The sequence below is a fragment of the Photobacterium sp. 1_MG-2023 genome (assembly GCF_030547945.1).
Classification (GTDB): domain Bacteria; phylum Pseudomonadota; class Gammaproteobacteria; order Enterobacterales; family Vibrionaceae; genus Photobacterium.
Genome location: NZ_JAUORR010000012.1, coordinates 74348 through 87222 on the forward strand (window position 1 = coordinate 74348; position 12875 = coordinate 87222).

The 12875-nt window shown below is 50.6% G+C and carries 10 protein-coding genes; 5 read left to right on the forward strand and 5 right to left on the reverse strand.

The genetic code is table 11. From position 1 onward, the window contains the following. Window positions 1–31 precede the first annotated feature (31 nt). The 4 genes from Q4579_RS12410 to Q4579_RS12425 all read left to right on the forward strand — a co-directional run bounded on the left by Q4579_RS12410 (window position 32) and on the right by Q4579_RS12425 (window position 4905). Window positions 32–3217 carry a YdbH domain-containing protein gene (locus Q4579_RS12410; RefSeq protein ID WP_303564640.1) on the forward strand — a complete coding sequence of 1062 codons (3186 nt, stop codon included), beginning with the start codon at window positions 32–34 and terminating at the stop codon, window positions 3215–3217. Between the two features lie 47 nt (window positions 3218–3264). Beyond that, window positions 3265–3480 carry a YnbE family lipoprotein gene (locus Q4579_RS12415; RefSeq protein ID WP_211651702.1) on the forward strand — a complete coding sequence of 72 codons (216 nt, stop codon included), beginning with the start codon at window positions 3265–3267 and terminating at the stop codon, window positions 3478–3480. Window positions 3481–3498: 18 nt separating this feature from the next. Then, window positions 3499–3822, forward strand: a complete 324-nt coding sequence (locus tag Q4579_RS12420; protein ID WP_303564646.1) for a YdbL family protein — start codon at window positions 3499–3501, stop codon at window positions 3820–3822. A gap of 123 nt (window positions 3823–3945) precedes the next feature. Continuing rightward, window positions 3946–4905 carry a YeiH family protein gene (locus Q4579_RS12425; RefSeq protein ID WP_303564648.1) on the forward strand — a complete coding sequence of 320 codons (960 nt, stop codon included), beginning with the start codon at window positions 3946–3948 and terminating at the stop codon, window positions 4903–4905. Here the strand turns inward: Q4579_RS12425 and Q4579_RS12430 are convergent. Then, on the reverse strand, window positions 4899–5099 hold the full coding sequence (locus tag Q4579_RS12430; protein ID WP_303564649.1) for a hypothetical protein: 201 nt from the start codon (window positions 5097–5099) through the stop codon (window positions 4899–4901). The genes Q4579_RS12425 and Q4579_RS12430 overlap by 7 nt on opposite strands. Before the next feature lie 223 nt (window positions 5100–5322). Here Q4579_RS12430 and Q4579_RS12435 point away from each other — a divergent pair, with 223 nt between their 5' ends. Next, window positions 5323–6258: a universal stress protein gene (locus Q4579_RS12435; protein WP_303564651.1), complete on the forward strand. Its 936-nt coding sequence runs from the start codon at window positions 5323–5325 to the stop codon at window positions 6256–6258. An 85-nt stretch (window positions 6259–6343) separates the two neighbouring features. Here the strand turns inward: Q4579_RS12435 and Q4579_RS12440 are convergent, their stop codons facing one another. From Q4579_RS12440 to Q4579_RS12455, 4 genes are all read right to left on the reverse strand, one after another. After that, the gene (locus Q4579_RS12440; RefSeq protein ID WP_303564653.1) at window positions 6344–8887 is read right to left on the reverse strand and encodes an Ig-like domain-containing protein; all 2544 of its coding nucleotides are present in this window, start codon (window positions 8885–8887) and stop codon (window positions 6344–6346) included. Between the two features lie 294 nt (window positions 8888–9181). Further along, window positions 9182–10153, reverse strand: coding sequence for a calcium/sodium antiporter (locus Q4579_RS12445; RefSeq protein ID WP_303564654.1), 972 nt, complete (start codon window positions 10151–10153; stop codon window positions 9182–9184). 247 nt (window positions 10154–10400) lie between these two features. Next, the gene (locus Q4579_RS12450) at window positions 10401–12248 is read right to left on the reverse strand and encodes a DUF4105 domain-containing protein (protein ID WP_303564656.1); all 1848 of its coding nucleotides are present in this window, start codon (window positions 12246–12248) and stop codon (window positions 10401–10403) included. Between the two features lie 107 nt (window positions 12249–12355). Further along, entirely contained in the window at window positions 12356–12838 is a 483-nt protein-coding gene (locus Q4579_RS12455; protein WP_303564658.1) for a DUF3015 family protein, read from the reverse strand. Window positions 12839–12875 lie beyond the last annotated feature (37 nt).

Here is a 12875-nt window from a genome sequence, read left to right on the forward strand (position 1 = left end):
GTTCCATGCATTCGTTGAGCCGTTGGAGTCTATGTCTTCTGACAACCAAGATGATGGCAAGCTGAGCATCACCCGTCGGGTATTACGCCGGTTACGGCACGCCAGCCTGATCAGTCTGGCCGTTCTGGCATGTGGGATGACCTTATCCGCCCTGCTGGTGACCTTATGGCTTGCCGCTCAGGGGATTCAGTTACATGCTCTTTCCGGCATCGGCCTGACGGAGCAGACGATCCAAATACAACGGTTAACGCTGGGTATCAAAGGCACTGCAGTTGATCTTCAGGCGGCCCAACTCACCCGCCAGGAAAATAGCTGGCAAATTAACGCCGAAAAGGTGACATTGTCACTAAGCGCACCCATCAAGGCACGGATGGCAGAGCTTCAGCTGTCTACAGCCCCTGTCATCCTGCAGCAGGCGCGGCTCACGACACAAGGGACCTTAGCCGAAGGTCATTTTGCCCTGACCGCAAGTCAGGCGACAACACGCCTTACGGCGCGTGGTGATTCACAGACGCCTGAACAGAATATTCGTGACATCACCTTAATGGTGACAATGTCACCTTCTTTTTCACTTCAAGGCACGGTTGGTCATGGCCGGATTGTGCTCCCCGCTCATATCACGCCTTTTGCTGAATCCTACCCGATCCATGTTCAACAACTGGCTTTTTCTTACCGGAATGAAACACCCAAGCGACCACTGCACATCACGCTGAAGCAGGTATCGCCTGCGGCACCAGCGACAATCTCTCAATTGACAGAATCCATCGATGATCTCAGCATCAAACTGGATTTGAACCAGCCTGGCGACAGCCTCACCCTGATGGCCCATCAACTTCACTGGAACCCGGCCCCGCTGATTGGCACATCAAACAAACCCGACACATCAAACTGGCCGCGTCTGGGGCAGCTCAGTGCATCTCTTTTTCAGCTTCCCGTACAGGCAATCCACGTGGCAGATCTCACGCTGGAAGGCTGGCTTTCTCATGCATCACTCCATTTCAGCAAAGCCTCTGAGCAGACTCAGTTCGAACTGAAAGGAAACCTGTCTCTTGTCTCAGAAGAGCCACTATCATTCGACGCTCGCCTGAAAACATCAGACGCACAATCAGCTTCCTTTCATCTGATGGCCGCCGACCAACATCAGTTACCGCTCCTGACCTGTACCGCTGACTGGCGATTCACGTCTGAGGTTCCGGAGGAGATCACCTGCAATAGTGACAATGTCACTAAACTTTCCACGCGTTTGGGTCTCAAACCGAAATTCTGGCCGAAACTCGCATCTCAAGCGGTCCAAATCCGGGCGTCACGGCTGGATTCAGGCTCACAAATCAGTCCGGTTTCAGCCAATCAAGCACCGCCATGGCAATACCGGGTTCAGACACAATTCCCGAAGCACACCCAAGTTTCAATGACGCTCCCGAATTGGGTGAAATCTGAATCGGACACAGCAACGCTGGACCTGACACAAGACGGCAACTGGCTGTGGGACTTCTCCCTGAGTCCGAATCGCGCGCAATTCTCTTTACAGCAACCTGAATCCCTCCATGTCAGCCTGACCGCACCACAGACCCGGGGGCAAATCACGCTGCAACAACTTCAATGTCAGTTTCCGCTTTATCCGGACACAGCAGAATCTGAGACTCGCACAAGGTGTCAGGCTGCCGCAGCAATGACATTGAATGCAGAAACACTGACCACAGCAACGCTGCAGGCCAGACAGATTAATCTGTCGCAGCAGTTCAGCATCCGGCTTGATCCGGCGCAGCTTCATGTCCGCCTGTCGGAAACGCGATTGAGGGCCGCAGCCCTGCAATTACCCGACATGGGCGGCCTGACCCAACAGGCGCTGCGGCAGATTGAACTGAAAGCACCGCAATTCAGCCTGGAATCCGAGCGGAACGCTGCAACACCTTTCACGCAATGGCACATCTCGAGCCATCAAACGCCTGCGGTGCTGTTTGAGGCAGATTACAGCGGTATTCGCCCGGTCACCGAACAAAATTCGACTCAGCGTCATTCGCACCCCGTTCAGAAGGTCAGTGCAGAAACCTCCCTTCGGCTGAATACCGTCACGGGAGATTTTTCTGAAGGCAATTGGCACCTGAACAGCGACTATCAGCATAGTCTGCACCTGACCCTGAATGAGCAGCGATTCCCTGCCCTCCATCAGCAGGGACACCTCAATGCCCGCCCGCATCTGATTGGATGGACAGGCCTGGTTCGCACCGCGCAAAGTCTTCCCTGGCTTGAATATGCTGTTAGCACCCAACCGTCCACGGCGTCCACCCGGATTCAGATACAGCCCCGGCGTCTGGACTTTTCTGGTAATCACAGCCTGAAGAAAATGTATCTGGCACAACTGCCATTCAATATTGACCTCAATAATGGCAGTCTGACCCTTGCCGCTGATTTAAAGTACGACAAAGCGCATTGGTCTGGCGCCTTCGATGTGTTTACGGAGCATCTGAACGGGAACATCCGCGATGTCCACTTTGCCGATGTCAATCTCGCTTTCTCTGGCCAGCTTCAGCAGAATGCCCTCCGCAGCAGAACACCCATGAGCATCCATGCCGGCTGGCTGTTCTTCGGCACCCTCTTTCAGGACATCACATTGTCCGGAGAGTTTGATACACAAACCCCGCGCTATGTTTTACACCGTGCGAGTGCGAAAGCGCTGGGCGGTTACCTCAGTACCCGGGAAGTGGTGACCCCTTCTTTGCGAAATATTGACAGGATTCCTTTGCGTATCCAGAGTCTCAATCTTAAGAAACTGATAGATTTATCGAAGCCAAAAGATATCGAATTAACCGGGCTGATGGACGGCGTTCTCCCCATCAGCGTTCAGGATGGATTTCCAGTGATCAAAAAAGGCGCTTTATTTTCAAGAAGTCCCGGTGGCGTGCTTCGATATAAAGAAGGCTCTTCGATTGATGAAAACATCGAATCCGGGTCGCAAAATAGTCTTAAAGTGCTCGCGCGGATTCTCAAAAATTATCAATACGACTCACTTGCCGTTGATATAGACTATTCAAAGGATGGTCAATTAAATGCAAGTTCGAGGTTTAAAGGCCGGAACCCTGATTTTCAAAATGGTCGGCCGGTTCACATAAACCTGAATCTAGAAGATGACATCCCGGCTCTGATCAAAACGCTGAACACGATCAATGCGTCTCAGTTTGAGCGCATGTTCCTGAAGCAGCTTGGTCTGGAAAAGTAGATTTTGCGCTGAAATTTGATGCAAATGACTTGAAAAGGTCGAAGCCCATGGATATTCAGTTAAAGTATTACTGCATGACAGGCTGTTTCGCAGCAATACTATTCATCACCGTTTCCGGGTTGACTGGCTGTACACCCACAGTTCAGGTTGCGGCGTCGGATAAACCGATTGAAGTGAATCTGAACGTTAAAATTGAACACGAGATTCGAATTAAAGTTGATAAGGAAATTGATGATCTGTTTAGTGATGACGATGTCTTCTGACCCGGCGGGGAGCCAGTCATGAAACGTTTGCTGATCTACATTGCCATCTTTTTGTTCTGTGCACATGTGTTTGCCATTGATCTTCAGCAAGCCAAAGCACAGGGACTCGTTGGTGAAGCCAATAATGGCTATCTTGCGCCTGTCACATTGTCGCCCTCATCCGAAGTTCGCCAGTTGATTCAGCAGGTCAATATCGACCGCAAAGAAAGCTATCAACGTATTGCGGTGTCAAACGGCCTGACCCTTTCAGAAGTCGCTCGCCTGGCGTATCAAAAAGCGGTTGAAAAAACAGAGTCGGGGCATTTCTACCAGAATCCGAGCGGACTCTGGGTTAAAAAATAACACACCACAATCCGGCAAACCCGATCCTGCTCAACTTCTGGTATCAACCCGCTAATTTTTCAGTCAGTGATTCCTGCTGAAAAAGGTATACTGCTGCCATCATTTTCTGCCTGTTTTCAAAGAATGTCGTTCCAACCTGCTGCCATCAAACATCAGTTGATTCGTTATCCACTATTCTGGCTCTGTGCTGTCGCTTGCCTGTTGCCTGTGGTGAATTCCCCCGTGGCTTTAATTCTGGGCTTTTCACTGGCGACACTCGGGCTGGTACCCACCGACTTTCCAGTGGCGGCACTGACCAAAAAACTGCTTTCAACGGCCATTGTCGGATTAGGATTCGGTATCCAGCTCGATGTCGCCATCGAAGCCAGCCAGTCCGGACTCGGACTGATTATCGCATCCATTGTCGTCACTTTACTGATGGGCACCTTACTGACCAGATGGTTCAGTCTGGATCCGAAAACAGGACACCTGATTGCGTCAGGTACAGCAATCTGTGGCGGCAGCGCTATTGCAGCGGTATCCCCGGCCATTCAGGCGAACAGCCATCAGACATCACTGGCTTTAGCCACTGTGTTTATTCTCAATGCGATTGCCCTGTTCCTATTTCCGACCATCGGACATTTGCTGGACTTATCACAGCATGAATTCGGTCTGTGGGCGGCGATCGCCATTCACGACACCTCTTCTGTAGTGGGCGCTGCCGGGGCTTATGGTGATGAAGCGCTGAAAACAGCAACGACGCTCAAACTGGCGCGTGCATTGTGGATTATTCCGCTGGCTTTTCTCAGTGCATTGATGTTCAGCGGAAAAGAGAGAAAAATCACAATCCCGCTATTTATCGTGTTTTACTGTGTCGCGATATTAACCGCCCACTGGCTGCCGCAGTTCAGTTTGATCTATCAGGAAATCTTTGCATTCTCCAAGCGTGTGCTGGTTGTCTGCCTGTTTTTGATCGGTGCGGGGATTACGGTGCAGAAACTCCGCGCTGCGGGTGCAAAACCGCTCATATTAGGCGGGATTCTGTGGACAGTGATCAGTGCCGGATCGCTGCTGGCGATCCTCAGCGGGACGGGTGTTCAGTAATGCGACTGATCTGAAGAGGAAGAAGTCTGCTGCGTCTCGGTTTGCGCGTTTTTGCCCCAGGCTTTTCGGGCGATCAATGTAAACAACAGCGAGAATGCCAGCAGGCTCAACCCTGCACTGATAACGCCAGTCGTCAGCAGCGAACTGAGTGTCAATGCCATCACGATTCCCACCCACACAACTTTGTTTTCCATTTCATTTACTTCTCAGTTGTTCTGACACAGTCGTTATTATTGTGAGGACGCGGCCAAGTTAAAAATACCCTTTCTCACTAAGAAAGCAGGATTCGTTATAACCAGAAGTAGTTAGTTTTCATTTTTTATGTCTGAAGAACGACAGTCAGTATCCGAAGGAAACTGTCCGCCAGATTCTCGACTAGGATTGAATCAATATAGGATTCAACGGGGAGTGTTCACCATGCGCAGTTTCAGGAATATGCTTTATATCAGCGATGGGATTCAGGATGAAACACAAGGACTGCAACAGGCGCTCAGTCTTGCAGAGGCATATCAGAGTCAATTGACCGTTCTGATTGTTTACCCTGCGCTGCCCGAAACACTGGGGGGATATCAAACCGACTGGGAACAGGCATTAGTCCATAAAATCAATGAAGCGTTGACCGAGGCTAAAAGCCAGTTACCCGCCAAAACACCCCCCGTGATTCCGACCATTCACACCGCAAGCAGTCCAACCCCGTCAACACTGGTCATACAGCACGTGATTCGTGAAGGCTATGATTTGGTCATCAAACAGGCCGAACTGGCCCAGCCCGGCATTGGACTGAAAGCCATCGATATGGAATTGCTGCGCCAGTGTCCCTGTCCGGTCTGGCTGTGCAGACCGATTGCTCACGCGCAAAATAAGGTGCATGTTGCCGTCGCCATTGACGCCGAAAATGATACACAGTACGAGACGGATCTGGATATTGAATTACTTCAGACCGCACGTCAGTTATCCAACGCGTGTGATCAAAAGCTGATTGTGATTTCCTGCTGGGATTTCCCTTATGATGAAATTGCCAGCAACCCGTTCATTCATGTCCCTGACGCTGAGCTTCAGGCATCGATTCAAGCAACTGAAACCCGCCATATCGAGCGGTTCCAGGCACTCTTGGCACAATCGGGGATTCAGGGTGAGCTCAAAGCGTGCCATCCGAAAGGACTGCCGGAGCAATGTATTCCGGCAACCATCGCTCAGGAAGGCGTTGAGTTGCTGGTGATGGGCACCGTCGCCCGGACGGGCATCCCCGGTTTTATTATGGGAAACACGGCAGAGGATATTGTTCAGAACACACAGTGTTCCATTCTGGCACTCAAACCAAAGGGTTTCGTCAGTGACATCAAACCCTATTGAAGCATGATCAATTATCCGTAATACCAACCTAAAGAAACGGGCTGTGAAAACAGCCCGTTTTGTCACTTTGACTATTTTTCCAAAGTTATTGCGCGTTCATTGCATCCAGCTTCGCGCCAACCGGACCCGAGAAGTTATAACCGTCATGTTTATCCCAGTTGATGGACCAGGTCATGACACCGCCATAATTCGGATAATTGAATGCCGGGACGACACTGCCACAGTGAGTTCCCTGAGTCAGACAGTCCAGCGCATCCAAAATATTCTGGGTCGGTGCCTGACCAGAGTTTGCAGAACTCGGGCCAGAAGGTAACCCAATGGCAACCTGATCATCACGCAGCGGTGCAAACTGTTGGCCGTTGGCCAGCGTGAAGCCTTCAATCAGCATCTTCGATTGAGCCACCATCATGTCGACCGAGCCTTCCGGCGCTGCACCCGTTGTATATGGATTTGGCAATCCACCGTTGTTGTACAGCTGTACATGCAGCAGATCCAGTGTGTCGCGCAGTTGATCAATCAAAGGAATGTATGCGCCCCAGATACCTGAGTAAGCCACCATACCGCCCTGAACATAAGGATGTTCCGGTGCCATGGTCAGGTACATATCACCACCCATATTGACTTCAATCTGTTTCAGCGCGCGCGGTAAACGGGCCTGAATCTGAGATCCGTGGACCAGATTCGAGCCACTTTCGAGATCGATATCTAATCCGTCAAACCCCCATTCCTGCACGATGCTGGTCAGACTGCTGACAAAGTTTGCTTCATCTGTATCTGTATTGAGTGTAATGGTTCCTTCAGCACCGCCCAGCGACAGCACAAACTTCTTGCCCTGTGCCTGAAGTGCGGCCATATCCTGCTTGAATTTTTGCGGGTCCAATGCAGGACAAGCACTGTGAATGTCGCCACTGTAGAGATTGAAATGCACGGTACCATTACTGCTGCGGTCATTTTCAGCAAAAGCAATGTCGATGACATCCCAGGCATCAGACATCTCACTGAGGTTTATCGGACAACCTGCGCCATTCACGAAGTTATGCCAGTAACCGATCAGTTGGTGGCGTTTTACAGACTGTGCCAGTACTTTGACCGTGGCAGCTGAAGAGTTCGCACTGAGTCCGGTTGCATCCGTCACTTGTGCAAACACGGTATAATTGCCGACCGCGCCCGGCGTCCAGTCCACACGATAAGGCGCTGTGGTGTCTGTCGCCATAACTGCCCCATTGACCAGGAACGCCACCTGGCTGACCGTGCTGTTCAGCGATGCCGCATCTGCCGAAACAGAAACAGATTTCCCTAAACCGACTGTGGTACCTGATGTTGGTGACGTCAGCGTCACAACCAGTGGCTGCTCACTGACACTCACCAGCACACCTGCCTGCCCTGTGTTGCCTTCATTATCTGTCGCAACCGCAGACAGACTGACATCTCCAGCACCCGCCGCAGTCCAGCTCGTGGTATAAGGTGCAGCCGTGTCTGTCCCCAGACTCTGACCCGCCGCAAAGAATTCAACTTGTGTTACGCTGCCATCCGCATCAGTTGCATCAACGGCCAAAGTGACGGTGTCACCGGAAAGCACGACCGCATGGTCTGCCGGAGCCGTAAAGTTTACGGTTGGCACAACGGCACACACGCCTTGATCCGTCCATGCATCGGTCCAGTACAATCCGGTTCCCGGCTCATACGCCCAGGCTGAATCTGACGAACACCAGCCCGCGACATCACACCGATATTTCTGATTTGCGTTCTGAACCTGATCACCCGCCTGATAAGCTGTACCGGCCTGATACACAGGGACACCAGCGCAACCACCGCCTGCATCACTCCCGGCAACTGCCAGCGTCAGAGCAGAACTCCAGGTCACTGCCCCAGCATCATCGATCGCTTTGGATTGAAAGATATGCGTTCCTGCGGTGGCTGACCACGCCGTATCGAAAGGCGCAGCGTTTGCTGTACCAACCAGCAAATCATCCACGTAGAATTCAACTGAAGTCACCGTACCATCCTGATCCGAGGCATCAGCCATCATCGTGACAGTGTCACCTTCAGAGAGTTGTGTGCTGGCCGTCGGGTAAGTCAGACTCACGGATGGTGGTTGATTATTGCCGTCAGCGGTCACCGTAATCGACACCGATTGTGACTGACTAGCCCCCTGATTGTCGGTTGCTATCGCAGTCACCGTATGCGACCCGGTAAGGGTCGTCCAGCTGATTTCATAAGGTGCGGTTTCATCAACACCGACAACACCACCATCAATCTGGAAAGTTACATCCACAATCTGGCCGTCACTGTCGGAAGCATTTGCCGCCAGAGTAATGACTTCATTGGTCCCAAACTGTGCCTGATTTAAAGGAGACGTCAGCGACACTGACGGGGGCTGATTGCCCCCCTGTGAATCACACGCACCCAGTGAGGACCATGCTTCATAGGGATCAGCATACTGGACCGGGTCTTTCCCCTGATTCCACCAGTTCGATTGATAAGCAATATTGAGATGTTGAATTTGACTGCCACCTGGATAAGCCGACTCAGAGCTCCAGTTGGGTAGTGTCGTACAATCAACCGCAAATGCAGTCATCGGGCTTCCGAGCCCAAGGACAACCGCGGTATGGATCAGGGTTTTACGCATAGAATTACGTCCTTTTCTCTCAAACGGATTGTTTTCAAAAATGATTCGCAAAAGAGATATTTGCTTTATTCAATTCGCAAATTATCCGTAGACATAATGGACGACTTTATAAATGATGATAATTAAGATGATGAATAAATTGTGTATACCTCAGCGGGCTCTCAGTTTGAGGTAATCATGCGCAAAAAATGGCAAACAATCAGAAGTAAGATCACTTTTTAATGAAGGGTATTCGGTGCGGGGATTGTACGGGAATGGCCAGTGCAGCCATTCCCATTTTGTCGCTTGAAATAATCAGCCGGTAATCGTACTGATTAAAAATAAGTTATATGCAGAGATCGCCAGCAGGAGTAATCCACCTTCAAACCGATTGATTCGACCCGGACCGCGGAAGCCTAGACACATCACGACCAGTGCGACCGTCAGTCCCATCATTACCAGCCAGTCACGGTAAATCACTTCCATCCCGATACTGCTCATCGGTGAAATCGTGCCGGCAATACCAATCACGGCCAGAATATTGAACATATTCGAGCCCACCACGTTACCAATAGCAATATCGTGTTCACCTTTACGTGCCGCCGCAACAGATGCAGCCAGTTCAGGCAATGATGTTCCAAGAGCGACAATGGTCAGACCGATAATCAGATCGCTGACGCCCAGTGATTGCGCAATGGTCACAGCGCCCCAAACCAGAATGCGGGAACTGACGACCAGCAGCACCAAGCCAACAATCAACCACATCAATGCGTTTTTCAGCGGCATGTCGTTCGCTTGCAATTCAGACTCCGTTTCAGCTTCCAGGGCATCTCCTTTCCCTTTCAGACCTGAATAAATCGACCAGCCAATCAAACCGAAAAAGCCTGCCAGCAAGACCAGCGCTTCGATGCGGGTTAACTGTCCATCCCACAACAACAGCCCTGCAAAAAGACTGATAAGGATCAGTAAAGGTAATTCCTTCCGGATGATTTTGGACTGTACTGCAATTGGGGCGATGACCGCCGTGATACCAAGAATCAGACCAATATTAACGATGTTTGAACCCAGTGCATTCCCCAGTGCCAACTCCGGATTGCCATCCAGAGACGCCATGGCCGAAACCACCATTTCTGGTGCTGAAGTACCAAACCCGACAACCACCATACCGATCAATAAGGGAGGCATCCCAAAATGACCCGCACTGGCCGCTGCGCCGTCGACAAACCGATCCGCACTCCAGACTAAAAGTGCAAACCCAAACAAGATGGCAATTGATGCAATGAGCATAAGTGTTAGTTCCCAATATTTAACGAAAAAACGTTCTAAAACGGTGTTGGTCAAAAGTGCAGAACGTATGTTAAACAGGGTTCAGAAAAGATCCGGCGCCAAGGATATAGATATTCTTGCATTCATGGTAGCAAAAAAATTCTCTCGTCATGATAAAGAGCCCAATACTGGCATGACCTCACGATAACGAATTCAATCCCCGCGCCAACCCTTGCGAACCCGCGCAGGAATTCATTCAGTCAGAGCCTTACAGGTACATAAACAATCGCAACATGGATGAAAATTCATCCGTCTGCCACTGATGATACCCAGCTTCAGTTCTGAGTCCGAACTGTGGATTCAGCGCCCAATGCCAGCTGGCTTTTGCTTCAGTCCGCCAGCGCATTTGATCCCATTGATACAACCCCTGCCCGGACAAAGCCAGTTTATGTACATCACTTGCCTGCCAGACTACGCCGGATTCAAGCCCCATCCCAAGATTCAGATTCTCTCCCTGAGCGTCAAAATAATTTAGCTCAGTCGACACCAGGGAATAAGCATGGAGACGGTTGGCATCACCCCAGGATTTACCATAACCACCCTGCACAAAATACCGACCGTTCAATTCAGTCCGACCCGGCTGCCTGTCATAACCCACACGGATATTCCAGGAAAGCGAATCAAAGACACGGTAATCAGGCGCCAGTGACATCGCATCAATGAAATAAAACTGATTCAGATCGACATCGCCCGATTGGTCAATGCCCAACTGCAGATCAAAAAAACTGATCTGAGCACCCGGAATATAGCCGCCGGCATTGTCGAGTAAATCATGATACGCAATGCGATACTCAAGCAAGGCCTGATCTTCATGATGGTTACTGTAGCGATATCCCAGCCCAAAGCGAGACGAGCCATGCCCTTCTTCCGGTGATTTCGACGGTCTCACCGGCTCAGAAAAAGGCGAAGACGTTTTTAACTTGCTTCTCGCCAGCAGCAGTTGTTGCAGCTTCGGCGCATATTCTTCGCGGGGTAAGGCTTGATCGTAGAACTCAAAGTTCATCCATTCATAAGCCATTTCGAGCGTCGCGGCGCGTTCCGCCAGTGTTCCCGTCTCCGGATACTGGCCCGCCATTGCATCTCGAGCGGCCTGCAGTTGCTGATCATCTAACTGAGCAGCATAGTGCATCAACCGTGTTCCGAAAGATGCGCGATATTCAGGCGCCTTGATCAATCCTTGCTCTTTCAGAACTTTGACCGTTTCAGAGGGAATCGCCTGCAGATCAAACCCAGAGGTTAAATCCAGCCCTTCCCGGCCCGCTTCGAGCAAAGCCAGCAACTGATAGGAACAGTTTTCATCAATGAAATAGTAATCGAATTCGACCCCATTCATTTCCCACAGATGCCGCAGAACCTGCTGAACTTCATCTTCTTTCAGATCAATCACATATTCCCAGATGTCTCTGGATTCCAGATCGTTATACTCGCGAACTTTCCGATAGTACGGCATCACGGTAAAGGTTCCCGGATACTGCCCGAACATGCCTTTCGCAGCATACAAAAAGGCGTTGTCATCCGCCTCGGGTGTCGCAGCAAAATTGATTGCAAAAGCCACCAGCTCGCGATGGCGCGTCTGATCTTTGGCATCGACACGCAGCAAGGTATGCCCGAACATCGAAGAAGGGCTATTCATAAAGGCCGTCGGAAAGACCAGCGTTAACCCTTTCGGATTGAGTGTCTGTTTCCAGACCGTTTGCTGTGGACAAACCGGCTGTGGCCAGTTTGCGTTTAATTTGTCATTGAGCCAGTGGAAACGTGCCGGATAGCGACAGCTCAGACTGTCATCAGCCGGCTGCCCATTCAACGTTTCAGCTTCTTGTTCAAAACCTGCGACAGTTGCTGTGAGTTCAGCAAACGGATTATTTTTTCCCTGTTCACTGATAAAGAATGCTTCAGAGTCGACCAGACTCTGATATGAGCCTGTCATGCCTTGCTGGTAATGGCCAAGCGTGTGCCAGTAATCAGATTCGGACAGGAGCTGAATGTCTTGCTGCGAATAAGCGAATGCAGCTTGACTGAAGACAGTGAGAGGAAACAGCGTATACCAGAACTTCATGGAAGATAACGGGACTTCAATTCAATATTTGGAGGCATGCTTACCATGCCCTCTAAACAGATACAGCGCCATCAGGCGCTGTATCCAGGCAAATCACTGTGTTTCAATTACAGTGAGTATGCTGCCAGCTTGTTTTGCTCAGCAACCATCGTGTTCAGGTTCGCCAGAACGTTTGAAGAAGTCACGTTCTCAGAAGCGAAGATTGACGCATAGTTGTCACGAGCCATCGTGTTGAACTCAGCTTTCGCTTCGTCGCTCATGCCCCAAACGTCAGTCAGAGTTGCCAGCGTTTCACCTTCGCCGCGTGCCATGTCGCGAGCCAGGTTGTCCATGTTACCGTCGATGAACATAGCCAGTTTCTCTTTAGAAGAGATTTCGCTGTCGCCATCACAACCCAGCGTACCGAAGGTAATACCAAAGGTTTGGTTACCAGAGGTGCCGTTTGTTGTCGCGCCCAGAACTTTAAATACTTTACCTTCCTGGCCAGCAAAAACCATAGAACCCAGACCACAACCGATGTCTTCATCAGCCATCGCTTGGGAGAATGGCATCATACCTGCGAATACTGCTGCTGCGATTACTTTCTTCATTGTTATTCCTTACTCGTTTTTATTTGAATACATAATA